This is a genomic window from Burkholderia sp. AU15512, assembly GCF_002223325.1.
Taxonomy (GTDB): Bacteria; Pseudomonadota; Gammaproteobacteria; order Burkholderiales; family Burkholderiaceae; genus Burkholderia.
On the sequence record NZ_NKEX01000006.1, the window covers coordinates 207,527 to 231,568 of the forward strand.

General features: G+C 65.2%; 24 protein-coding genes. 10 read left to right on the plus strand and 14 right to left on the minus strand.

Annotated elements, in window-relative coordinates:
• The first annotated feature begins 25 nt into the window (after positions 1-25).
• Positions 26-2,440 (plus strand): penicillin-binding protein 1C, encoded by a 2,415-nt coding sequence (gene pbpC / locus CFB43_RS20250; protein WP_089496307.1) that lies wholly within the window; start codon positions 26-28, stop codon positions 2,438-2,440.
• 34 nt (positions 2,441-2,474) lie between these two features.
• On the opposite strand, the gene CFB43_RS20255 is transcribed toward pbpC, so the two are convergent.
• Positions 2,475-3,689 carry an MFS transporter gene (locus tag CFB43_RS20255; RefSeq protein ID WP_089496308.1) on the minus strand — a complete coding sequence of 405 codons (1,215 nt, stop codon included), beginning with the start codon at positions 3,687-3,689 and terminating at the stop codon, positions 2,475-2,477.
• Positions 3,690-4,026: 337 nt separating this feature from the next.
• On the opposite strand from CFB43_RS20255, the gene CFB43_RS38865 reads away from it, so the two are divergent.
• From CFB43_RS38865 to CFB43_RS20265, 3 genes are all read left to right on the plus strand, one after another.
• Entirely contained in the window at positions 4,027-4,227 is a 201-nt protein-coding gene (locus CFB43_RS38865) for an alpha/beta fold hydrolase (protein WP_256990077.1), read from the plus strand.
• 3 nt (positions 4,228-4,230) lie between these two features.
• The gene (locus tag CFB43_RS38870; protein WP_256990078.1) at positions 4,231-4,668 is read left to right on the plus strand and encodes an alpha/beta fold hydrolase; all 438 of its coding nucleotides are present in this window, start codon (positions 4,231-4,233) and stop codon (positions 4,666-4,668) included.
• 183 nt (positions 4,669-4,851) lie between these two features.
• Positions 4,852-6,081 carry a Shedu anti-phage system protein SduA domain-containing protein gene (locus CFB43_RS20265; protein WP_089496309.1) on the plus strand — a complete coding sequence of 410 codons (1,230 nt, stop codon included), beginning with the start codon at positions 4,852-4,854 and terminating at the stop codon, positions 6,079-6,081.
• Between the two features lie 212 nt (positions 6,082-6,293).
• Here the strand turns inward: CFB43_RS20265 and CFB43_RS20270 are convergent, their stop codons facing one another.
• The gene (locus CFB43_RS20270) at positions 6,294-6,632 is read right to left on the minus strand and encodes a helix-turn-helix domain-containing protein (protein ID WP_011354126.1); all 339 of its coding nucleotides are present in this window, start codon (positions 6,630-6,632) and stop codon (positions 6,294-6,296) included.
• 79 nt (positions 6,633-6,711) lie between these two features.
• Between CFB43_RS20270 and CFB43_RS20275 the strand changes: the two genes are divergently transcribed.
• Together CFB43_RS20275 and CFB43_RS20280 are read left to right on the plus strand one after the other, a co-directional pair.
• Positions 6,712-7,611, plus strand: a complete 900-nt coding sequence (locus CFB43_RS20275; protein ID WP_089441733.1) for a hypothetical protein — start codon at positions 6,712-6,714, stop codon at positions 7,609-7,611.
• A 207-nt stretch (positions 7,612-7,818) separates the two neighbouring features.
• Complete coding sequence (locus CFB43_RS20280; RefSeq protein ID WP_089441800.1) at positions 7,819-8,049, plus strand: hypothetical protein; 231 nt, start codon at positions 7,819-7,821, stop codon at positions 8,047-8,049.
• 97 nt (positions 8,050-8,146) lie between these two features.
• On the opposite strand, the gene CFB43_RS20285 is transcribed toward CFB43_RS20280, so the two are convergent.
• From CFB43_RS20285 to CFB43_RS20320, 8 genes are all read right to left on the minus strand, one after another.
• Complete coding sequence (locus CFB43_RS20285) at positions 8,147-9,118, minus strand: aldo/keto reductase (RefSeq protein WP_256990079.1); 972 nt, start codon at positions 9,116-9,118, stop codon at positions 8,147-8,149.
• Between the two features lie 87 nt (positions 9,119-9,205).
• On the minus strand, positions 9,206-9,532 hold the full coding sequence (locus CFB43_RS20290) for a carboxymuconolactone decarboxylase family protein (RefSeq protein WP_089496310.1): 327 nt from the start codon (positions 9,530-9,532) through the stop codon (positions 9,206-9,208).
• A gap of 132 nt (positions 9,533-9,664) precedes the next feature.
• Complete coding sequence (locus tag CFB43_RS20295; protein WP_089496311.1) at positions 9,665-10,558, minus strand: LysR family transcriptional regulator; 894 nt, start codon at positions 10,556-10,558, stop codon at positions 9,665-9,667.
• Positions 10,559-10,640: 82 nt separating this feature from the next.
• Positions 10,641-11,519: an alpha/beta hydrolase gene (locus CFB43_RS20300; RefSeq protein ID WP_179254873.1), complete on the minus strand. Its 879-nt coding sequence runs from the start codon at positions 11,517-11,519 to the stop codon at positions 10,641-10,643.
• Between the two features lie 110 nt (positions 11,520-11,629).
• A complete protein-coding gene (locus CFB43_RS20305; RefSeq protein ID WP_089496313.1) occupies positions 11,630-12,370 on the minus strand; it encodes an alpha/beta fold hydrolase in 741 nt (246 codons plus the stop codon).
• Positions 12,367-13,173, minus strand: a complete 807-nt coding sequence (locus tag CFB43_RS20310; protein ID WP_089496314.1) for a DinB family protein — start codon at positions 13,171-13,173, stop codon at positions 12,367-12,369. Before CFB43_RS20310 ends, CFB43_RS20305 begins: the two co-directional genes overlap by 4 nt.
• A 142-nt stretch (positions 13,174-13,315) precedes the next feature.
• A complete protein-coding gene (locus CFB43_RS20315) occupies positions 13,316-13,744 on the minus strand; it encodes a YciI family protein (RefSeq protein WP_089496315.1) in 429 nt (142 codons plus the stop codon).
• Between the two features lie 161 nt (positions 13,745-13,905).
• The gene (locus tag CFB43_RS20320; protein WP_089496316.1) at positions 13,906-15,669 is read right to left on the minus strand and encodes an ATP-binding protein; all 1,764 of its coding nucleotides are present in this window, start codon (positions 15,667-15,669) and stop codon (positions 13,906-13,908) included.
• A gap of 162 nt (positions 15,670-15,831) precedes the next feature.
• On the opposite strand from CFB43_RS20320, the gene CFB43_RS20325 reads away from it, so the two are divergent.
• The gene (locus CFB43_RS20325) at positions 15,832-16,062 is read left to right on the plus strand and encodes a hypothetical protein (protein WP_034186060.1); all 231 of its coding nucleotides are present in this window, start codon (positions 15,832-15,834) and stop codon (positions 16,060-16,062) included.
• Positions 16,063-16,104: 42 nt separating this feature from the next.
• On the opposite strand, the gene CFB43_RS38875 is transcribed toward CFB43_RS20325, so the two are convergent.
• From CFB43_RS38875 to CFB43_RS20345, 4 genes are all read right to left on the minus strand, one after another.
• Complete coding sequence (locus CFB43_RS38875; protein WP_226272372.1) at positions 16,105-16,281, minus strand: hypothetical protein; 177 nt, start codon at positions 16,279-16,281, stop codon at positions 16,105-16,107.
• Between the two features lie 152 nt (positions 16,282-16,433).
• Complete coding sequence (locus tag CFB43_RS20335) at positions 16,434-17,846, minus strand: MFS transporter (RefSeq protein WP_089496317.1); 1,413 nt, start codon at positions 17,844-17,846, stop codon at positions 16,434-16,436.
• 164 nt (positions 17,847-18,010) lie between these two features.
• Positions 18,011-18,772 carry an ABC transporter permease gene (locus tag CFB43_RS20340; protein WP_083266168.1) on the minus strand — a complete coding sequence of 254 codons (762 nt, stop codon included), beginning with the start codon at positions 18,770-18,772 and terminating at the stop codon, positions 18,011-18,013.
• A gap of 3 nt (positions 18,773-18,775) precedes the next feature.
• On the minus strand, positions 18,776-19,720 hold the full coding sequence (locus CFB43_RS20345) for an ABC transporter ATP-binding protein (protein WP_089496318.1): 945 nt from the start codon (positions 19,718-19,720) through the stop codon (positions 18,776-18,778).
• A gap of 434 nt (positions 19,721-20,154) precedes the next feature.
• Here CFB43_RS20345 and CFB43_RS20355 point away from each other — a divergent pair, with 434 nt between their 5' ends.
• The 3 genes from CFB43_RS20355 to CFB43_RS20365 all read left to right on the plus strand — a co-directional run bounded on the left by CFB43_RS20355 (position 20,155) and on the right by CFB43_RS20365 (position 24,010).
• Positions 20,155-20,451, plus strand: coding sequence for a cupin domain-containing protein (locus CFB43_RS20355; RefSeq protein WP_089496319.1), 297 nt, complete (start codon positions 20,155-20,157; stop codon positions 20,449-20,451).
• 620 nt (positions 20,452-21,071) lie between these two features.
• The gene (locus tag CFB43_RS20360; RefSeq protein ID WP_089496320.1) at positions 21,072-22,685 is read left to right on the plus strand and encodes a DUF2957 domain-containing protein; all 1,614 of its coding nucleotides are present in this window, start codon (positions 21,072-21,074) and stop codon (positions 22,683-22,685) included.
• A gap of 71 nt (positions 22,686-22,756) precedes the next feature.
• A complete protein-coding gene (locus tag CFB43_RS20365) occupies positions 22,757-24,010 on the plus strand; it encodes a DUF2957 domain-containing protein (protein WP_089496321.1) in 1,254 nt (417 codons plus the stop codon).
• Positions 24,011-24,042: the final 32 nt, after the last annotated feature.

The window sequence follows — 24,042 nt, forward strand, 5'->3', positions numbered from 1 at the left end:
AGCCGGGTGCGAGGAGCGCCCGCGCGTGGCTGACGACGTTTCGGTGCGCCGGCGCGTGCTGCACGGCACCGGCCGCTGGTTGCATCGCTGGCAGAACTGGATCGCCGGCGTGCTGCTCGTGTTCGGCGCGCTGGCCGCGTGCCGGCTGTGGCCGCATCTGCCGCTACGCGACTGGAAGCCGTCGTCGGTCGCGGTAACCGACGCACAGGGCCGCTTGCTGCGGCTCACGCTTGCGAAGGACGACCGCTACCGGCTGTGGGTGCCGCTCGACCGGATGTCGCCGCAGCTCGTCGAAGCCGTGATGCTGCACGAGGACCGCTGGTTCTGGTGGCATCCCGGCTTCAACCCGTACGGGCTCGCACGCGGCGCGTGGATCACGTACGTGCGCGGCGGCAATCCGCAGGGCGGCTCGACGCTGACGATGCAGCTTGCGCGCTCGCTGTGGCGGCTGAACACGCGCACGCCGGCCGGCAAGCTCGAGCAGGCGGCGCGCGCGGTGCAGCTCGAACTGTTCTATTCGAAACGGCAGATCCTCGAAGCGTATCTGAACGATGCGCCGTACGGCCGCAACGTCGAAGGCGCGGGCACCGCGAGCGTCGTCTATTTCGACCGGATGCCCGACACGCTGACGCTGCCCGAGGCGCTTGCGCTCGCGGTGATTCCGCAGGACCCGGCGCGACGCGTGCGGGGCGGGCAGGATGAAATCAACCGCGCGCTGGCCGCGTCGCGCAACCGGTTGTATGCGCGCTGGCTGACGAAGCATCCGGGCGATGCGTCGTTCAAGCCGCTGTTTGCGTTGCCGCTTGCAATGCGGTCATTGTCCGCACTGCCGTTCGATGCGCCGCATGCGGTCGACCAGGCGCTCGCCGCGCGCAACGCATGGCGTACGAACTCGAGCGCCGCGACGAACGACAGCGACGCCGACGCGCGGCTCGTGACGACGCTCGATCTCGACCTGCAGCATACGCTCGAACGGCAGATCGCACGCTATGTCGCGCGCAACGACACGCGCGGCGTGCGCAACGCGGCGGCGATCCTCGTCGATACGCGCGACATGAGTGTGAAGGCGCTCGTCGGTTCCGCGAATTTCTTCGACCGCACGATCGACGGGCAGGTGAACGGCACGCTTGCGCGGCGTTCACCCGGCTCGACGCTCAAGCCGTTCATCTATGCGCTCGGTTTCGACCAGGGCGTGCTGCACCCGCAGACCGTGCTGCGCGATGTGCCGACCGCGTTCGGCCCGTATGCGCCGGAGAATTTCGACGGCCATTTCCTCGGGCCGATCACCGCGACCGATGCGCTGAACCGCAGCCGCAACGTGCCGGCCGTGTGGGTCGCGTCGCAGCTCAAGTCGCCCGATCTGTACCGGTTCCTGCAGGAAGCCGGCGTGCGGCGGCTCGCGAGCGCGCAGCACTACGGGCTCGCGCTGGTGCTCGGCGGAGGCGAAGTGACGATGCAGGATCTCGCGGCGCTCTACGCGATGCTCGCGAATCGCGGCGAGTTCAGGCCGCTGCGGCTGCGCGCGGACGAACCGGCGTTGCCTGGCAAGCGCCTGCTGAGCGCCGAGGCGAGCTACATGACGATGGACATGCTGCGCCAGCATCTGCGCCCCGACGAGACGAGCGGCGCGCAGCCGTCGAGCGTGCCGGTCTACTGGAAGACCGGTACGTCATGGTCGTTCCGCGATGCGTGGACGGCCGGCGTGTTCGGCCCGTACGTGCTGGTCGTGTGGGTCGGCAACTTCGACAACTCGACCAATACGGCGTTCGTCGGTGTCGACGCGGCCGCGCCGCTGTTCTTTCAGGTCGTCGATGCGCTGAATGCCGAGCGCACGCTCGTCGAGCCGCCGCGCGCGGTGCCGCCGAAGCTGAAGCGCGTGCGGATCTGCCTCGCGAGCGGCGACTTGCCGAACGAGTGGTGCCCGCAGCAGGGCTGGACGTGGTTCATTCCGGGCACGTCGCCGATTCGCGTGAGTACCGTGCACCGGCCGGTCGTGATCGACGATGCGACGGGAAAGGCCGCGTGCCCGCCGTACGACGGCAAGCGCACGCATGCGGAGATCTTCGAGTTCTGGCCGTCGGATCTGCAGCAGGTGTTCGTGCAGGCCGGCATTCCGCGCCGGCGGCCGCCGCAGAATGCGGACTGTCGTGACGCGGGGCAGGTCGAGGGCGATCCGCCGCGCATCACGTCGCCGCTGCGCGGGAGTACGTATGCGATGCGTGTGAAGAGTACGGAGGAGACGCGCATTGCGTTCAACGCGACGGCCGATGCGAGCGCGCACGCGCTGTACTGGTTCGTCAACGATGCGTTCGTCGGGCGCAGTGCGCCGGGCGATGCGCTGTTCTGGCAGCCGCGGACGGCCGGCAGTTATACGGTGCGGGTGGTCGACGATCACGGGCGCAGCGATCAGCGGCCGCTGGCGGTGGGGTTGGAGCAGTAGGCGCAGTATCTGTATCCGTATCGCGTGTTCGCGATCAACGTGCCGCGATCTGCGCGTGTTCGCGGCGAAGACTCGCGTGAGTGAGCATCAGCAAGTTGATGACGACGATGGCGATCGTTGCGGCGACCATCCCGTTCACGCCGATGTGGGTCACCAATACGCCCGCTACATACGGAAACCCGAACAGGCCCGTGAAGTAGGCGATCGTGAAGACCTGCGAGCTCGCCGATGCGGACAAGCCCTTTTCACTGGCGAGATTGACCGCCATGCCGTTCAAGGTGGAGTAGCTGAGTCCGTAGCCGATCGCGAAGATGAACGAGCCGATCACGTACAGGATTTCACTGCCCGGATTGGACACGAAGAGAACCAGCGCCACGAGCGTCATGGCGAACAGCGTGAAGGCGAGCTTTCGGACCGGCAATCGGCTGATCGTCCGCGCCAGCGTGAATCGGCAGAAGACGGTCGTCAACGTGAAGGTCACGAAGAAGAGATCGGGCGACAGGTGGCGCGACTCCGCATAGATCGCCTGAAAATTCGACAACGCGGAAAAGACGCAAGCGGCGAGTCCGATCATGATGATCGGCAGCCGGGTGACGTTGCGCAGGATTTCAGCCACGCGCGCGGCCGTCAGGCCGGTTGCATCTGCGGGCGGGTGCGGTATGCGTTCCGTCTGTTTTCGGACAATCGAAAATACGACGGCTGCAACCACGCAGAGACACGCGAGACCTGCATAGACGATGGCATACGACCCGAAGCGGCTAGCGATGAAATGGCCCATCGGTGACGCGAGACCTAGCCCGACCATTTGACCGCCCGAGAGCAAGGTCAGGTACTTGATCCGTGCTGAGGGGCTGACGTGATGAATGATCTGAAGCGGTGCGAGTATGTAGAAGGTCGACCATCCCATTCCCAGAAGCAGGCCGCCGATGAATGCGATCCTCAAATCGCGCGCTGCGAGGCTGAATGCGAGCATGGAAAGCGCCATGACGGCAGCGGCGGCCACGATGGTCGACATCAACCCGATTCGTTGCGCTACCCAACCTGCAACAAGGGAGCTGACGATCATGCTCAGGATGCCGGTCGAGATCACTGCGCCTGCCATCGACGAATCCAGACCGCTCTGACGCAAATGCTCGGAAAGGAGAAAGCTGGCGCCGTAGGCGGCGGAAAGTGCGATGCTCGCGACGAGGAATGGAACGAACGTGGCAGTGGCGAGCGAAGACGGAAGCTGGTCAGCGGATGTGTTCATGAAATTGGCGTCCCGTTTTTATCACCGCCGTGATGCCTAGAGCGGGCCGGATTTCTTTGATCGTCTCGTACCCACATATGACGTGCAGAAGGCCCTTCCGGGTGTTCTGATCTCGAGCCTGACGGGCATTGTGTTTTAGGTGGAAGCGGGATGAAATGTACAGTGAAGCCGATTTTCTTCTGCACAGTCCATGTCGTTGGTGATGAGCTTGGGCCCGGAAACTTGAAGTCGATCGACATTACGTTGGATGGTTTCGAAACGCGATCCACTACCTGCCTGAATCATTCTGATGTTGCTACCGCTCATATTTCTACCCGCGATGCCGTGCGACGCTCGCATGTATGCCGATCAGGTCGACGCGCTGAAGGATCTTGTTTCACCGACCGTGAAGATACTGGCGCAACCGACATTCGCCGAGAGTGCCGAGCAACTCCTTGCATCGACAAGCAGTGAGTTCATTCTTGCGGGCACGGCATACGGCGGATGTCTCGCGATGGAAGTGCTCGCGAGAGCGCCCGACCGCGTTCGTGGGCTCTGACTGATGAATTGTCAGCCGGGCGTTCATCCGGATCCGGACGCCGGTCGTGCCACCAGCCGGCGCATTCGTACGGGAGAGCACGAGCGAGTCATTGCGGAGTTCGCCGAGCAGGCGATTCCGGCGCACGACGGCACGTCACGGGCTGCATTCATGCAGATGGCCCGCGATGCCGGGGCGGATCAGTTTGCACGTCAATCTGATGCCACGCTGACGCGCTCGGATCATTGGTCGACGCTTGCGGCGAGCAAAGTGCCTACGTTGCTCGTCTGGGGGGCCGCTGACCGTTTCGTTCCCGTCGACGTCGGCCGGTGTATCGCCGGCGTGATGCCACATGCGCGATTCGAAGCGATAGAAGGGTGCGGTCATTTCCCGACGCTGGAGCGGCCGTCGCGATGCACGGAGATCGCGCGTGAGTGGTTGAGGGAGTCGGTGTGCGATTGAATCGTGCTTGTGGATCATTTGCTTGATTGCGTGAGGCAGTATCCGATCCTAAGTGACTTTTGGAAAGCATTGCTTATACACAATGCACATATTGTTGATTTGGTGGCCGTTATAGCAAGCGATGAGAAAATTTCGATAAATTGACGCAAGTGGAAGCGTCGAAATTTTGCACTGAGGAAAAACATGCTCAGCTTTGAAAGCACGATTGCAGGCGTAGATCTCGAGTACGAAGGAGAGCAGGCGGGCACTAATCAGTGGGTCTGGAGCGAACTAATGAGTAATAATGTGGCGTCGGTATCTCGCGTATTCTCGTTTGAACTTGCAGATCTGATAAATCCTCCTGCGCACACGCAAGATCTAGATGGTTATGCGTTTCGGTTTAGATACGGGATATTCGTAGGTGATTATGTGAAGATTCCAGGAAGGATTCTTGGTATAAGTAACGAATTGTTGATAAGTAAAGATATAAGATTGAAACGAACGATCTTTGCTGCTGAACGTAACGTTTCTATTTTTGGCCGACTCTCAACACTTCTGAAGCATTCGAATCCCATCGTGATTGGAGGGGGGCATCCAGAAGCTATCCCACAGGATGTATTTGAAGAGTTGGTTAAAAAATTTCCAAATACCTATGAACTTGATCGCTACGCTAGTGCCCGCGTTCACACGATCCTTTCGGAGTACTTGGACGGTTTAAAAGATGCACGGGGGCGATACGAGAAGTATCTAAACTCAAAGGGGGATGTGCTCAGAAGCACCACGAAACTCGACTTGAGCGTCGTGAAGAAGTTGGAGGCTGAGAAATACGTCTTAGTTCGAGACTTGATCAGTGACGCCTTGGTGACTAAGAAGGATTTGTCCGAGCGCGAGTGGCAGCAACTGATGCAGTCCTTCCTCCTTCTATTGTTTCCGAAGTACATTAAGGTGCTTCAGAACATCATGATCCACGACTACTACAGCGACCCAGGCAGGAAGACCAATCGCTATATCGACATAGGACTAGTTGATGCGAATGGTAATCTTGATGTTATCGAGGTAAAAAAGCCCTTCGACGATAAGATTTTTCGCAAAAGTCTTTACCGTGATAACAGCATCCCAACCTCCGAGCTGAGCGGCAGCATTATGCAGGCCGAGAAATATCTCTTCCATTTGTCGAAATGGGGCGTCAAGGGTGAGGAGGCGCTTAATAAAAAGTATGCCGCAGAGTTGCCGGCCGGGATGAAGATAAGAATATCGAACCCGAAGGCCATCATCATTGTCGGGCGCGATCAGATCGGTGGTGCCGAAATGACTGGTGGTCAATTATTAGACTTTGAGGTGATAAAGCGCCAGTACGCGAACATGATGGACATCATCACATACGACGACCTACTTCGACGGCTTAACAATACCATTGCAGCCTTGGGTGGTTGAGGATTCAGGTTTGACCATGATTGCTTTCCTTTCGCAATGCACTGCCCTAGTCGTCGTGAGGACTTGTTCTGAGGCAGCAATTGACAAGACGCGGTAAGGAGAAGTGTCCGAAAAGGGGCGTCAAGCAACATCCATTGCAATCTCCGGCGCGCCTTCTCTTCTTCTCTCTCGGTGCTAGCCATAGCCGCGGGCGCGTAACGCCCCGCCCCCCATCACCCATCATCCGCCTTCGCCTGCAGCCCCTTCAGCCCCTGGATCACGACCAGCAGCGCGCGCCCGTGCTCATCCGACCCGTCCCACGCGTCGACGATCGCGTCGCGCAGCAGGTCGTTGTACTGGCGGCGCGACGGCCCGGTATCGACGCCATAGAAACTGCATAGCTTATTGAATGGCGCGCTGCGGCGCAGCCGGTGCCCGTTCGACAGCCTCAGGCGCGATACGGTCGGCTGGCTGACCCCGGAGAGTCGCGCGATTTCGCTGGACGAGCGTGTATCTGCCATCAGGCGGCGCAACAGGTCTTGAACGGGAAAATCTTGGTCCGGGGCTTCCATGCGATGCATTATACCTATACAGTTACGGCTGTTGAATGGGCTTGCTGTCACCAGCGAGGCTGTATCCCCGAGAAAGTTGATGACACTGAAACACCTCCCACCCACGTTCTGCTGGACCAAGATCGGTACCGAGTCCGGCGAGGATCTGCCGACCGTCGTGCTCCGCAAGGAATGGGAGCGCCGGCTCGGGGGCGGGCGTTTTCTGTGGGGCATCAACCAGCCGCTCGGCAGCAGCGCGCAAGTCGCCGCGCATCGCACGGGCTCGCTGCTCGCGCTGTTTTCGCCGGTCGCATCGCGCCCGCGCGCGGGCGAGCGCAAAGATATGCTGCTGTGGAACGCATGGGTCGACGCGAGCGGGCAGGTGCGGCCGTTGCCGCCGCATACGTTCATCGCCAGCCGCTCGACCTTGCCGTCGGGCCGGCGCCGCGAACAGCACTACGCGCTCGTGTGCGCGTCGTCCACCGCGCTGACGGTCGGCACGCAATTGCGCGTGTTTCCCGATCACCTGCGCAGCGTGAGCACCGGCCAGCCGCTTGGCGCCGCACAGGGTGCGGCCGTAGTCGATTGCGTCGGGCGTGCGAAGGAGCAGACGGGCAAGAGCTATCCGCTCGCGCTGTCGGTCGAGCTCGAAGCACCGTATTTCGTGCGGCTTGCACAGCCGTGCGTGCTGAAGGCACGCGATCTCGCGGAAGTGAACAAGGCCACCCGTGCGGGCGATTTCGATCGCTTCGTCGAGCTCGTCGCGCGCTTGCGCGGCCGTTCGCCGACGGACGCCGTGCGCGGCGTCACGCGCGATCTGTTCGACGTGCCGCCGATCGAAACGGCAGCCGCGTATGTTGCGCCCACACACGTGGCGCGATTGCGCAACCGGCCGGCGGCCGAGCATCCGCGTGATCTCACCGGCGACCTGTTCGACCTGTCGCCGGGTGAAGCCGCCGCGTTCGCGGGCCTTGCGCATCCGCGTATCGGGCGCGCGTGACGAAACGCGCGCAGCGGATCGCGCAAGAATTTGTTGCAATCTCGCCATAGCGGAGTGGCGAGCGCAGAGAGACAATCGGCACGAAGCGCGCTGCGCGGCGGCCGATGCGTCGAGACTCGATGGGTCGTGGTTCACGCCGCCGACATGCGCACCACGCACACTGAGCGTCGGCGTGCTTCACACTGCAACCCTGAGGGAGAAGTGTCGATGTCGACCCACATCTGTTCGCGGGAAGCCCGGGCCGCGCAGCGCTTCGTCGAAGCCACGCGCAATGTCGATCAGGCGTTTCGCGCCGTGCGCGGCGAAAGCGACGACGACGTTTCGTCGGCCGAATACGCACGCGCGATGTCGCGCCTCGATCGCGCGCTCGACGAGCTGGCGCGTGCGCAGGAATTTTTCGATCGCGTCGTCAGCGCCGACACAGCGCACGACAACTGATCGCGCTGCATCTACGTGAAAGCGCGTCGTGCGACGCGCTTTCATCTTCATGCCGGGCATCGCGCCCGGCATGTCATTCACATATCCCGTTCCGACTTCAAACTTTGCGGCCTTCGACCGGATAGCCGGGATCGGTATAGCCGTGCGTCGAGGCATGCCCGGGCGGCACGAGCGCATCGACGAACCGTTCGTCGTCCGGGCCGAGTTCGAGTGTCAGTGCATCGATGTAGCTGTCCCAATGCGCTTCGGTGCGCGGCCCCGCGATCGTCGAGCTGACGATGCGGTTCTTCATGACCCACGCGAGCGCGAACGCAACCGACGTCGTGCCGCGCGCGGCGGCATGCGCGGCCACCTGCTGCGCGATGTGCAACGATTCGGGTCGCCATTCCGTTTGCTTGATGCGACGGTCGCCGCGGCCGGCGCGTGAATCGGCGGGCGGCTGCGCATCGACTGCGTATTTGGCGGTCAATACACCGCGCGCGAGCGGGCTGTACGGCACGACGCCGATCCCGTAATGCGCGGCGGCCGGCAGTTGTTCGACCTCGGCCGTGCGATCGACGAGGTTGTACAGCGGTTCGCTCGCGACCGGGCGATCGATGCCGAGCTGGTCCGCGAGCCGCACGATTTCGGCGATGCGCCAGCCCTTGAAGTTCGACAGCCCGAAGTAGCGCACCTTGCCTTGCCGGATCAGGTCGGCGATCGCGCGCATGCCTTCGTCGAGCGGCGCGTCGGTCAGCGCGCGATGGAAATAGAGGATGTCGATGTAGTCGGTACCGAGCCGCTTCAGGCTCGCGTCGACCGATTCGACGATCCATTTGCGCGACTGGCCCTGCCGGTTCGGCCCTGCGTCCGGCCCGGCCGGATAGCCGAACTTCGTCGCGACGACCCAGCTGTCGCGACGCGATGCAATCGCGCGGCCCACGACTTCTTCCGAGCGGCCGGCGTGATAGACGTCGGCCGTGTCGATGAAGTTGATGCCCTGGTCGAACGCCTTGTCGATGATGCGCGCCGATGTCGCTTCGTCGGTCTCGCCGCCGAACATCATTGCACCGAGGCACAGCGGCGACACCTTGAGCGCGCTGCGCCCGAGATAGCGGTAATCCGTGAAGGCTCCATGCGGGCGCGTGCCCGCCGGTTGAAAGAGGGGATGCTGCGCTTACACGCCGGCTTCGTCGAACGCGCGCTGCGCGATCGTCAGCGCCGAGCTTGCGGTCGGCCAGCCCGAGTAGAACGCGAGGTGCGTGATCGCTTCGACCAGCTCGTCGCGCGTGAGGCCATTGTCGAGCGCTTTCTTCAGGTGGAACGGCAGCTCGTTGACGCGATACAGCGACACGAGGCTCGCGACCGTGACGAGGCTGCGATCGCGCGGCGACAGGCCGGGGCGCTGCCACACGTCGCCGAACAGCACGTTGTCGGTGTAGTCGGCGAGGGCGGGGGCAATGGCGCCGAACGCTTTGCGTCCGGCGGAAGTCGGTTCGGACATCGAGGGCTCCGGGGAAGGTGGGGAACACCGTCGATGGTAGCCACCGATGCGTCTATCGATAATCCCCGCCAATCCGCATGCACTTATCGACTAGATTCATGAATCGCGGCGCAGAGGCAAAGCAAGGCGGGCTCATGCGCGATAGCGCAGCGCCTCGACGACCACCGCGAGCGCGCGCGACGATTGCCGCCGGCTCGCGTAGTACAGGTGATGGCCGGGGAACGTTGGGCACCAGTCGGCGAGCACGCTGTCGAGGCGGCCGGCGGCGACATGCGGCGCCGCGAGTTCGGCGGGCACGTAGGCGAGCCCGTAGCCCGCGAGCGCCGCATCGAGGGTTTCGTAGGTGCCGTTGAACGTGACCTGCCCGTCGACGCGCACCTGCAGCATGTCGTCCCCGCGCGCGAGCTCCCACGCGTACAGCGCGCCGTGCGTCGGCAGGCGCAGGTTGATGCAGTCGTGCGCGACGAGATCCTGCGGCGACACGGGGCGCGCGCGTTCCGCGAAATACGCGGGCGCGCCGACGATCGCCATCTTCATGTCGGCCGAGATGCGTACGGCGATCATGTCCTTCGCCACCTGGTCGCCGAGCCGCACGCCGACGTCGAAGCGCTCCGCGACGATGTCGGACAGCCCGTAGTCGTTCACGAACTCGACTTTCAGGTCGCGATAGTCGCGCAGGACCGGCGCGAGCTTCGGCCACAGCAGCGTGCGGATCACGAAGTCGGTCGCGTTGATGCGCACGGTGCCCGCGGGTTGGTCGCGCAGTTCCGCGAGCGCGGTCAGTTCGGCTTCGATTTCGTCGAAGCGCGGCGCGAGGTTGCGCAGCAGACGCTCGCCCGCTTCGGTCGGCGCGACGCTGCGTGTCGTGCGCGTGAGCAGCCGCACGCCGAGGCGTGTTTCGAGCGAGCGGATCGTATGGCTGAGCGAGGATTGCGAGACGCCGAGCTGCGCGGCCGCACGCGTGAAACTGCGCTCGCGCGCGACGGCGATGAAGGCGAGGAGATCCGCAAAGTTGTCGCGCGGCATGGCGGGTGTCGGGTGGTCGAGGCCCGCGCATCGTACCACCGGGTTCGACCGGCCGCGTCGCGGCGCCGCGATGCGGCGCGCGTCAGCCCGCCCGCGTCATACCCGGCGCATGGGGCGCGGGATGGTACGCATAGCCGCGCTGCTGGAACGACGTCGCGAAGAAGCGCATCTGGTAGCGGATCGCATTCGCCCAGTAATCCCACGTGTGACCGCCCGGCCGTTCCGCATAGTCGTGCGGCACGCCGAGCGCGACGAGCCGTTCGTGCAGTGTGCGGTTCGAGCCGACGAACGCGTCGTCGCGGCCGCAATCGATCGTCATGTCGAGATGCGCGCGCACGAACGCGCTGGCGCTGGCGACGATCACGTTGCGGTCCCAGAACGACGGATGGCGGCCGGGGTCGCCGAATACGTGGTCGATGCCCGGCTCGTCCGCGCAGCAGCGCGGATCGACCGCGCCGCTGATGCTGCCGACCGCGCCGAACGTGTCGGGCCGGTCGAGCGCGATGCGCAGCGCGCCGAAGCCGCCCATGCTGAGCCCGGTGATCGCGCGGGCGCGTTGCGTGGCGATCGTGCGGAAGTGCAAGTCGATGTACGACACGACTTCGTCGCCGATGAAGGTTTCGTAGCGGCTGCCCGAATCGAACGGGCTGTCGATGTACCAGCTCTCGTGCCCGCCGTCGGGCATCACGAGGATCACGTGGTAGCGGTCGGCCAGCGCGGCGATGCGCGTGTTGGACGTCCAGTCGGTGTGATCGCCGCCCGAGCCGTGCAACAGATAGACGACCGGATAGCGGTCGCCGTCGCGGGTGCCGCGCGCATAGGCGTCGGGCAGCACGACGGTGGCCTTGAGCGTCTCCTTCATCGCGGCGCTCGGAATCACGACGACCCGCGCGTGAAAGGCGAGAGCAGGGCCTGAAATGGCGACCAGCAGAAGCAGCCAGAAGGCGCGTGCCAGGTACATCGATCCTCGCATGTGTCGACCCCATCCGGCGCCGGGCGCCGGGAAAACCCTGTTCGGACGACTCTAGCAACCGCGCCTTTCAACCATATTTCGGCGAATCCTACGGGTTGTCAGGCGGGCGGCGCGGACACGATGCGCTCGAGCGCCGCGCGAAACGCATCGGGTTGCTCGGCCGGGATCAGGTGCCCGCAGCGCTTGATCGTGTCGAGGCCGGCGCAGCGCGCGAGCGCCCAGTCGGGCACGTGCCAGCCCGCGCGCGAGCGTTCGCCGGCCATCAGCCAGACCGGATGACGCGCGAACACTTGCGCGAGTGCCTGCAGATAGCCCGGTTCGCCGGTCGTCGCGACCACCGAGCGGCCCATCGCGCGCAACGTCGATGCGGGCTGATGCGCGAGCCAGCGGCGGGCGTCGTCGACGAGGCCCGGCGACGGCGCGTCGATCGCGCCACGCAGCCAGCCGTGCGGATCGGCACGCAGGCCGTCCAGCATCGCGTCGGCTTCGGCAGGCGTCATGCGGCCGACCGACGCCGACCAGAACGCATCGTCGAGCGTGAAGTTGCCCTCGACGTTGACGATCCGCCGCACGCGTTCCGGGTGCGCATGCGCGAACAGCATCGCGATCGCCCCGCCGACCGAGTGGCCGACGACATCGACCGGCTGCGCGCCGAAGTGCGTATCAACGGTATGCCGAAGGTGCTCGACCTGCGCGGCAAGCGTGATCGTGTCGGACGGTACCGAGCGATGCGTGCCGTAGCCGAGCAGGTCGGGCGCGAGATGCGGGCCGCTCCACCCGCGCACGTCGAGCGTGCCGATGAAACCGTGGATGAAGACGATGGGCGTGGGCTGGGTCATGGGGCGGGCGCGGCAGGAAGGGGCGGTAATTCGAGTTCGGCGAGCAGCTCGTCGAGTTCGAGCACGTGGGTACGGTCGTGGTCGAGCAGTTCGCGCACGAGTTCGTCGAGCGACATGCGGCGGAGGCCGTCGCGCAGCCCGCAGCGTGCGCGTTGCGCGGAATCGAGCGCGGCCGCGGTTGCACACAGCGCGGCGCGGCCCGTACGGAATGCCGTGACCGCAGCGTCGAGCGGTTGCGCGAGATAGTCGCGTTGCGCGGCAAGCGCGGTGCCGTCGACGGATGCAATCACGGGCAGGTCGAGCGTGCGTACGGCGTCGATGCGCTCGGCGAATATCGCATCGAGATCGCGCAGGTGGCACGCATGCTCGACGACCGAGAAGCCCGTGCCGTCGGGGCGGCGTGTCCACAGTGCGGCCGGCACGTGCGCCGCATACGCGGCGAGCCGATCGGGCAGGCGCGCCAGCGCGGCGACGACGTCGGCGAACGGCAGCCGTTGCGGATATGCGCTGAACACCGCGCCATAGCTGAACAGCGTGCCGCCGAGCCGCCCACGCGCCTGCACGACGTCGTGGCCGTGACGGCGCATGACTTCCGCGACCATCGCGCCGCAGAACTGGCGGGCCGTGGTGTCGGTTTCGATTTCGGGGAATTTGTGCGCGATCTCGTGCTGGATCGCACCGATCGCGGCGACGCCGACGCGCGACAGCGCCGCGAATTCGACGTAACGCTCGGGTTGTTCGATCAGCGCTTCAAGCTGGGCGCCGAGCGGCGTGGTGCGGAAACGGTCGAAGCGGGAATGCATGACGGGAGGATTTCGGCGAGTAACGTATCAAAACGATACGTTACTCGGTCGGGCCCAGTCAAGATGGCGATTCGAGCTTGCGGGGGCGGCGCCAATCGGCGAGTCTTCGATGGCGTGCGGGCCGCCGCCGGCACCGCCCGCCTTACCGCTTCCCGGCGTCGGCCTGCGCGCTCAACCTCGCTTTCTGCTCCTGCAACGCATCCGTGAACGCCGGGCTGAAGTCTTCCGCCTCGAACAGCGGGCGGATCTCGATGTCGGAGTCGCCGGGCATCGGGTTCGGGCAGCGCTTCACCCATTCGACTGCCTCTTCCATCGATTTCACCTGCCACAGCCAGAAGCCGGCGACGAGTTCCTTCGTTTCGGCGAACGGGCCGTCGCTGACGGTGCGGTTCTTGCCGGCAAAATGCACACGCTTGCCGCGCATGCTCGGGTGCAGCCCGTCGGCGGCGAGCAGGATGCCGGCTTGCGCCAGTTCTTCGTTGAACCGGCCCATCGCGGCGATCATTTCCGGGTCGGGCATCCGGCCGGATTCGGAATCGGTGGTGGCCTTGACGATGACGAGGACGCGCATGGTGGACTCTCCTTGAACAAGAATGAGGGGGCGCCGCCGGTCGTTCCGACGGCAAAAACGAGCGGTTACGACAACACGACGCGCGACGGCGGCGCGAATCGACATCGCAGGGAAAAAATCTCAGGGGTGAACGGCGTGTGCGGCGTTGCGCCGGCAATCCGTCATGTCGTGCCGACGCCCGCATCGAGTGCGCTGCGGATCCGGGCGGCGAGTTCGTCGCGCCGGTATGGCTTGCCGAGCAGCATCACGCCGGGGTCCAGCCGTCCCGCATGGAAGATCTCGTCTCGCGTGTAGCCGGACGTGAACAGCACGGGCAACGGCGGCTTGCGCAGCGCGGCACGGCGTCCGAGTTCGCCGCCCTTCACGGGGCCGGGCATGATCACGTCGGTAAACAGCAGGTCGATTGGCGTCTCGCTGTCGAGCACGCGCAATGCGGCTTCGCCGCTGGACGCCGTGATGACCTTGTAGCCGAGTTGCGCGAGCATGTCGACCACGGTCAGGCGGACGTCCGCATCGTCCTCGACGACGAGGATGGTCTCGTGGCCGCGCACCGCGTCGTGCTGCGGCATGCGGGCCTGCTCCTCGGCCGCGCCGTGGCAGCGCGGAAACGTGAGGCGCACGGTGGTGCCCTGGCCTGGCGTGCTGTCGATCGACACATGGCCGCCGCTCTGCTTGACGAAGCCGAACACCATGCTGAGCCCGAGCCCCGTGCCTTCGCCATCCGGCTTGGTCGTGAAGAACGGTTCGAACGCGCGCTCGAGTACGTCGGCCGTCATGCCGGTGCCCGTGTCGGCGAGCTCGAGCGTCACGTATTCGCCGGGTGGCGTCGGCGCGCGGCCGGCGCCCGACGCATCGCCTGACTGCACGTTGTAGGCGGCGATCGTCAGCGTGCCGTCGCCGCGCATCGCGTCACGCGCATTGAGCGCAAGGTTCAGGAGTGCGTTTTCGAGCTGGTGCCGGTCGGCGAGCACGTTGCCGACATCGGGCGACAGTGCGGGGACGATCCGGACCGTTTCGCCGAGCGCGCGGTGCAGCATCTCGCTCATGTCCACGATCAGTTGCCGCGGATTCAGCGTCGTCGGCGCGAGCGGCTGGCGGCGCGCGAAGGCGAGCAGGTGCGACGCCAGTTTCGCACCGCGCCGCACGGCGTTGTTCGCGTTCTCGATCCGCGGTTGCGCGCCCGCATGGGCGCCGAGTTCGACGGAGAGGATCTGCAGGTTGCCGCTGATCACCTGCAGCACGTTGTTGAAGTCGTGCGCGATGCCGCCGGTCAGGTTGCCGATCGCTTCCATCTTCTGTGCATGACGCAACTGTTCCTCGATCGCCGCGCGCTCCGCGATCGCGTCCGTCACGCGCTGCTCGAGCGTCTCGGTCAGGTCGCGCAGCCGGGCATTGGACGCCTGCAGCGCCGCTTCCGCGCGATCGCGGTGGCGCGTGGCGAGCACGCGTTCGGTGGTCTCGACGACGACGGCGAGCACGCCGCCCGGTGCACCGTCGTCGTCGGGGATCGGGCTGTAGTGCAGATCCATCCAGACGTCTTCGGGGCGGCCGCTGCGCAGCAGCACGAGGGCCTTGTCGCGATAGGACAGCGTGCCGCCGGCGAGGCAGGTGTCCATCACGTTGCGGTTGAAATCGGCGACTTCGGGCCAGCCGAGTTCGACCGGCTTGCCGAGCAGATACGGATGGCGCCCGCCAGCGAACCCGGCATACGCGTCGTTGTAGATCATGTAGCCGGGGCGGCCCCACAGCATCACCAGCGGCAGCGGCGACGCGAGTACCGTGCGCACGGCCGTGACGAGGCTGGCCGGCCACCCGTCGAGCGGCCCCAGCCCGGTGGCGGCCCAGTCGAATGCGGCGATGCGCCGGGCCATGTCGCCCTGCCAGCCGGTACAAGCGTGATGCTGCGCGAACAACTCGACATGCATGGGAGCGCTCCGATGAGGACATGCGGTCTCGGGCGGGGGGACAAGTCGCGAAAGCGTGCTCCATTCTAGGGCAGATCGATTCGTGCGGCGACGCTGCGACGTTCCGGAGCCCGTCGTCAAAACTGGTATGCTGATCCTCACCACGTTCACGCGGAGGGCGCCATGGCTGCTAAGGAAGTCTCGAAGAAGAAGTACCTGAAAATCCTGAACAAACGCCTGCGCGCCGAGCCGGCGGCTCCGGCCGGTGCGTCGTTTGTCTTTTTCCCGCTGGGTGCGAAGGCGAAGCACGCGACGGGTGTCGTGTCCGGCGACACGCGCAGCAAGCGCGAACTGGCGGTGATGGCCGCGGTGCAGCGCAAGGCGGCCGAAGAGTTCGTCGTCGCCGGCGCCTGACCGGAACCTGCGACACCCCCACTGGATTGCCGCCTCCGCGACTTACGCGGCGGCGGCCTCGCAATGCGCGATCGCGCCGGCGAGCACGCGCGGGATGTCGTGCTTGATGGCCGGGCCGTGCGTGCAGACCGGATGCGCGTACGCGACGAGCGCCGGATTGGCCACGAGGAAGTCGGGCAGTGCGCCCGTCTCGTCGACCTCGAAATGCGGAACGATCACGCTGCTCACCGTCGACGGCGTGATGCCGACGGTCGCGAGGCTCGCGGCCGATTGCGGAAAGTTGGAAAGCGTGCCCGTTTCGCTGCAGACGACGTCGCCGTTCGTCGACCGGACGAAGAACTGGCTGAAGGCTGACCGGGCGCTCAGGACACCTAGTCCGCCGCCGCGGCATAGCGGCCACCGCCACCCGCTTCGTCGCCCGCCGCGAGCTGTTCCAGCGCGAGGCCCTTCGTCTCGATCCCGAGCGTCCACACGGCCAGCGCGGCCGCGATGAACGACAGCGCGCCGAGCGTGAATACGCCGCCCTGGCCGAACACCGGCAGCACGACGCCGACCACGTAAGGCCCGATCAACGAGCCGACGCGCCCGATCGCCGACGCGAAGCCCGAGCCCGTCGCGCGCGCGCCGGTGCCGTACAGCTCCGGCGTGTACGTGTACAGCGCGGCCCACATCCCGAACAGGAAGAACTGCATCGCGAGGCCGGTGCCGATCAGCAGCACCATGCTGCCGCCGTACAGCGCGCTCTGGCCGTACGCGTACGCCATCACGCCGCCGCCGATCAGCGACGCGATGCAGGTCGGCTTGCGCCCCCAGCGTTCGACGAGCCACGCGGCGCACAGGAATCCCGGCACGCCGCCGAGCGAGATCAACACCGTGTAGAACACCGATTTCGTGACCTCGAAGCCGGCCTGCTGCAGCAGCGCGCCGAGCCACGACGTGAGGCCGTAGAAACCGAGCAGCGCGAAGAACCACAGCAGCCACACCATCACCGTGCGGCGGCGGTACACGCCGCTCCAGATCTCGCGCAGCGCGCCGCGCCCGCGGGCGGCGACCGGCTCGGCGAGCCGCGACGGCGGCGGCAGCGTCGTGACGCCGGCCGAGCGCATCACCTTCGCCTCGATCGTGTGCATCACCGTGTCGGCTTCCGTGTGCCGGCCCGCATGCTCGAGCCAGCGTGGCGATTCCGGCACGATGCGACGCACGACGAGCACGAACACCGCGGGAATCGCGAGCAGCGCGAACACGGTGCGCCAGCCGAACTGCGGCAGCACGAAGTACGCGACGATGCCGGCCGTGATGAAGCCGAGCGGCCAGAAACCGTCCATCAGCGCGATCAGGCGGCCGCGCTTCTCGGTCGGCACGAATTCGGACAGCAAGGTCTGCGCGACCGGGAATTCCATGCCCATCCCGATCCCGAGTAGCACGCGGTAGACGATCAGCGCGTCGACGCTCTGCGCGGTCGAGCACAGATACGAGGCCGCGCCCCACAGCACCATGCTCCACTGGAACACGGGCCGGCGGCCGAAGCGGTCGGCGAGCAGGCCGGCGACGGCCGCGCCGAGCACCATCCCGAAGAAGCTCGCGCTCGCGACGAGGCCGGCGGCCGCGGTCGACAGCCCGAACTCCTTGCGGATCGAGCCGAGCACGAACGTCATCGTGCCGAGGTCGACCGAATCGAAGAAGAACGCGATCGCGATGATGAAGAAGATCCGCTTGTGATAGCCGGAGAACGGCAGGCGTTCGAGCCGGGCGGCGGCGGAGGCGGGAGCGGTGGCGGCGGGCATGGCGTCCTCTGAAATGAAAAGGGGCCGCGAAGCGCGTGCTTCGCGGCCCCGATGCTTCTTCTTCAGTAGACGCGACCACAAAATGCCGCATCAGAGGAAAAGCGCCGCCTGCTTGCTCAAATGCGTCATCGGCGGCCGCGCGGGGTGCGGCCGTCGTGCATCAATTAATTCTTCAGCTTGTAGCCGGTGCGGAACATCCACGCGACGATCGCCAGCAGGATCACGAGGAACAGCGACGTCGCGCCGAGGCTGACACCCACATGCACGTCGGCGATCCCGTAGAACGACCAGCGGAAGCCGCTGACCAGGTAGACGATCGGGTTGAACAGCGTGACGACGCGCCACGCGGGCGGCAGCATGTCGACCGAGTAGAAGCTGCCGCCGAGGAACGTGAGCGGCGTGATGATCAGGAGCGGCACGAGCTGCAGCTTCTCGAAGCTGTCGGCCCAGATGCCGATCACGAAGCCGAACAGGCTGAACGTGACCGCCGTCAGCACGAGGAACAGCACCATCCAGAACGGATGCAGGATGTGCAGCGGCACGAACAGGCCGGCCGTGGCGAGGATGATCACGCCGAGCAGGATCGACTTCGACGCGGCCGCGCCCACATACGCGATCACGATCTCCCAGTACGACACGGGCGCGGAGAGGATTTCGTAGATCGTGCCCGTGAAGCGCGGGAAGTAGATGCCGAACGACGCGTTCGAGATGCTCTGCGACAGCAGCGACAGCATCACGAGGCCCGGCACGATGAACGAGCCGTAGCCGATGCCGTTCACGTCGCTGATGCGCGAGCCGATCGCGGAGCCGAACACCACGAAATACAGCGATGTGGAGATCACCGGCGCGATGATGCTCTGCATCAGCGTGCGGCGCGTGCGGGCCATTTCTGCGCGGTAGATCGCGCGGATGCCATGCAGGTTCATACGTCAGGCTCCTTGCACGCCGTTGCGGCGGTTGTCGATCAGGCTGACGAAAATATCCTCGAGCGAGCTCTGCGTCGTGTGCAGGTCGCGGAAGCCGATCCCGGCCGAGCCGAGCGCGTTGATCAGTTTCGCGATGCTCGCGTCGTCGCGCTGCGAGTCGTACGTGTAGACGAGCGCGGCGCCGTCGGCCGCGCGTTCGAGACCGAACGGCGCGAGCGCGGGCGGCACGTCCGCGAGCGGGTGCTCGAGCTGCACGGTGAGCTGCTTCTTGCCGAGCTTGCGCATCAGTTCGTGCTTTTCCTCGACGAGCACGAGCTCGCCGCCGAGGATGATGCCGATCCGGTCGGCCATTTCCTCGGCTTCCTCGATGTAGTGCGTGGTCAGCAGGATCGTCACGCCGTTGTCGCGCAGCGAATCGACGAGCTTCCACATGTCGCGGCGCAGCTCGACGTCGACGCCGGCCGTCGGTTCGTCGAGGAACAGGATGCGCGGCTCGTGCGACAGCGCCTTCGCGATCATCACGCGGCGCTTCATGCCGCCCGACAGCGTCATCAGCTTGTTGTCGCGCTTGTCCCACAGCGACAGCGCTTTCAGCGTCTTCTCGATGTACGCGGGATCGGGCGCCTTGCCGAACAGGCCGCGGCTGAACGACACGGTCGCCCACACGGTCTCGAACGCGTCCGTGGTCAGTTCCTGCGGCACGAGGCCGATCATTTCGCGGGCCGCGCGGTAGTGATCGCGGATGTCGTGGCCGCCGACCGTCACGCGGCCTTCGGTCGGCGTGACGATGCCGCAGATCGAGCCGATCAGCGTCGTCTTGCCGGCGCCGTTCGGCCCGAGCAACGCGAAGATCTCGCCGGGGCGGATGTCGAGGGTCACGTGCTTCAGCGCCTGGAAGCCGGACGCGTAAGTCTTGGAGAGGTCGGAGACGGAAAGGATCGGTTGCATGCTCACGGATGGGACGGCCGGCCGGCGCGACGGCGTGCGCCGCACGTGCCCGGCGTCGCCGCCGCTGCGAAGCGGCCGGGACCGGGGACGGCATGGCGAACGGGCGTCATGTCGAACGGCGTTGTGGTGCGGGATCGCAGGATCGCCATATTAGCAATCGGTAGATGGAAATGCATTCTCGTGGAAAGGGCGTGGGTTGCCGGTGCCGGATTTGCGTGAATTGATGGCGCATCGCTGAATAGCACGACTCTTTATTTGCGATGCGTGAACAATTTGAGCCATTTTCGGCGAACCGGGCTGCGATCGTGTTTCCGCTCGGTGGCGGCGCGGCCGGCCGGCCGACTGTGCCGCCCGAAGGCTGTCGCGCCGTACCGGGACGGCATGCGCGGCGCTCGCGATAATGCGTTCCTTTCATCGTTCACGGAGCGGCGCGCATGTCTTTGATCGATTTCAAATCCGTGGCGGCGGCGCAGGCCGTCGCATGGAAATCCACGATCGTCGGCGAGGTCGGGCCGGCCAGGATCAAGGTGCTGCGCATGGATGCGCAGGCTTACGAAGCGGAAGTGCACGACTACAACGAAGGCCTGCTGGTACTCGACGGCCGGATGCTGCTCGAGGTCGCGGGAGAGACGATCATCGTGGAGGCCGGGCAGATGTACCTCGCGCGCGCCGGTGTGGCTCATGCGGTGCTGCCGGGCAGCCACGGCACGCTCGCGATCATCGACGTGTAAGGTTGCGCCGCAACATGCAGGCGGCCGGCTGAGGCCCGGCTGGCTTGGCCAAGCGCGGATTGGCGGCCGCCATTCAAACGCGTGTTATACCGCCCGGGTATTTGTCTGAGCAAATAAATTGAAGGCTGTTTGAAAATCTGTCAAATACCGTGTAAACGCTAGGATTGCGTGGTTTCGGTCGTTTGGAACTCTGCATCCATTTACTTGTGGGTATCGTCCGATCATAGTCTCGACAAACGACGCATCACGATAACGAATCAAGCGTACGGATGGAGACCCATACATGAGACGCCTATCCGCGGGGCCAGTCGGACTGCCGTTTCCCGTTTTTTCGCTGAATGCAGGCGCGATGCAGATCGCGTGCCTGCGTTGTCCTGTCGCCGTGTAGCGGCGAACCACTTCCCGTTTCGATCGTTCTCACGGCGCCGTGCCGCATGACGGCGCCGCGGGAGAGCGCTTGTCTGCCGCCGCCGCGGCGTGTGCCGCATGTGCCTGACCGGCATCGCGGCCGGCTTGCGCGCACCGTCATGCGCCGCGCGTCCGTGCCGCGGCGCGATACCAACCGGCGGGCCATGCAGCCTGTCCGGACGAGACTTGTCGTACCTGAAAAGGAGGGGTTGATGATTTGCATTCCTGAATGGCGGAAAGCGATTCTGTCGTGCGCGGTACTGGCGCTGCCGTTCGTCGCCGGTTGCGGCGGCGGCGACGATCCGGGGCCGATCAACGTGCCGCAGTGCTCGGGCAGCGCATGCGGGCCGAGCGGGGCCGAAACGACGCCGCCCGTCGTGACGAAGCTGTGTCCGGACGCGCTCGATTACACGACGACGTATACGGGCGGCGCAGGCAGCGGCGAGTACGTGAAGGTGAAATTCGACACCACGAAGCTCACCTATCAGATGCAGTTCCTCGAATCGTCGGTGCCGACGTCGGCGGGGCAAGTCAACAACACGCGCGCGGGCCTGACGATCAGCGGCGCATTCCATCATCCGACCACGCTCCCGACCGCCGAGCAGAACCGCTGCGCATTCGTGCTCGACAGCGGCGCGACGAGCGACGGCGCGTACGCGGTGACGATCAACCGTGCCGATCCGCCGATGCTGTTCGTCGGCAATGGCGTGGTGGGTGGCGGGATTCCGGGGGCGACGATTGCGTACAAGGGTATCGACCTCGGGGCCCCCACGCCCATCGGCTACGTGCCGTCGCGGACGTTCGATTTCTACCCGTTCATCGGCTTCATCGAAACGGAAACCGACTTTTCGAAGGTCGCGGGCAATTACAACGAGGTAGGCATCCATCTGTCGCCGATCGGCGGGGGTGGGCAGAGCGCGCTGGGGCCAATCGGCTGGGAGCCGGACGTCGTCAACTGGAACCAGACGCTCAATGCGGACGGTTCGTGCACGATCACGCAAGGCAGCGACTACTCGTGTCAGACGACCGGGACTCCCTGGACGCTGCGCAAGAATGCGGACGGGTCGGCCGACAACGTGTTCGTGAGCAACGGGCTGCCGAATGCGTTTGGCGTGGCCTCGTATCCGATCGCGGGGCAGGGGTCGTCGCTCATCCTCCTTGCGTCGAGTCAGGCCAAAGGCATCATGATCGTCGGCAAGCTGAACGGCGTACGGATACCGGTCGTGATCCGTGTCGGCTACACGTATGTCGATCCGGCCAATCCGCTCGCGTCGGTCGCCGATGCCGAAGTCGGGATCTCGATGCTGTCGTCAGCCACCGCGATTGCCGCCAATTCGCTGAAGGGCGGTTACATCGGCGCGACCAGCGCATCCGCATGCGGCATCGTGACGTCTCCCGGCACGGCGAGCTTCTTCCCGTCGGCAGGCCCGAGCTTCAATCCAAACGTGCCGCACCCGGATCTGCCTGGCAAGTTCGTCAATGGCACCTTCCTGACGGAAGCCGGAACCTGTAACGACGGCACTGCCGTGTCGACGATGGCCGCGAACTATACGTCGACGCTGTTCCAGGGCAATACCGCGGCGTTCATTGATCCGCAGACGTCGTCGGTGACCTCGCAGTTCGCGCTCGACTATACGCAGGCCACGCCCGGCAAGATCAAGGTCACGGCCTCGCAGGACTTCAACGCGAAGGGTGCGAGCGGCAACGTGGCGATCTTCAAGAAGGGCGATACGGGCTGGATCGTGACGGCCGGCAACGTCTACGCGATGGTCGTCAACAACAGCCAGGTCAACCCGTTCTTCACGGTCGGCGCGTTCGTCCAGTAACCCTGCATTGAACACGTAACACCGGCGGCGCATGCGTCGCCGCCGGCGAATCGAATTTCAAGAGGATTCCTATGAATTTGAAGCAATGGATGGCCGCGGCGTCGCTCGCACCCGTGCTGGCCGCCTGCGGCGGCGACGGCGACCCGCCGCCCGCACCGGTAGTCCGGCTGTGCCCGCAGACGATCGACTACAACACGGTGTTCATCGGCGGGTCGGGATCGGGCGAGCTCGTGAAGGTGCAGCTCGACACGACGAAGATGACGTACCGGATGACGTATCTCGCATCGCCGGTGCCGACCACCACGGGCACCGTGCAGCCGACCCGCGACACGGCGCCGGCCAACGTGGTCGACGGCACGCTCGCCGACGAAACGGGGCTGCCGACCGTGAAGCTGAACCAGTGCACGTTCCGGATGCAGAACGCGAGCCTCGACCCGAACCGGCCCGCGCGGCTGTTCCTCGGCGAAGGTGTGCTGGGCGGCGCGATTCCCGGCGCGACGATTCAGTTCGACGGCGTGATCGGCGTCGGCAAGATCACGAAGACGACGTTCCCGTACTACCCGTTCATCAGTTTCTCGTCGCTGGAAACCGACCTGACGAAGATCGCCGGCAAGTACAACCAGCTCGGCTATCACCAGGTGCCGTCGCAGAGCTTCCAGCCGGTGGCGCTCGACCAGCAGGTGACGATCAACGCGGACGGCAGCTACGTCGAGACCGACAACTTCGGCAAGAAGAACGGCGGGCAGCCGCTTGCATCGAGCGCGACCGTGAACCAGCCGTTCACGCTGCGGCCCGATGCGCCGGCGTTCCAGTCGCTCAACTACTTGCCGCAGATTCCGCCGACGCTCGCGGCGGTCGATCCGGCGAAGGCCGGCAAGGGGATCCTGATCGTCGGCAAGCTGCGCAACCAGCTCGTGCCGATCTTCATCCGTACGGGCGCGGCCAACGCGGACCTCACGCAAGGCCCGCCGAGCGCGGACGACGAATCGGGCATCTCGTTCCTGAGCCCGCAGACGGCGATCGCGCAAGGCTCGCAGAACGGCGAGTACACGGGTGTCGACAGCGCGTTCAACTACCGCGCGACCGCGCTCGTCGGCGCGCAGGCCACGCTGCTCGATCCGTTCAATGCGTCGCAGGCCGCGCTCACGCGTGCGCTGAACCTCGACTACACGCAGAAGGTGCCGGGTGTCGTGACGACCGTGCATGCGGATGCGGCGTCGGGGCCGGCGACCGGCAAGTTCGTGTTCACCGGCGGCGTATTCGGGTTCCTCGACATGAACGATACGAGCAACCCGTACTTCACGGTCGGCGCATTCGTGCAGTGACGCACGCCTGGATGGAGACACGGTGGCGCCGC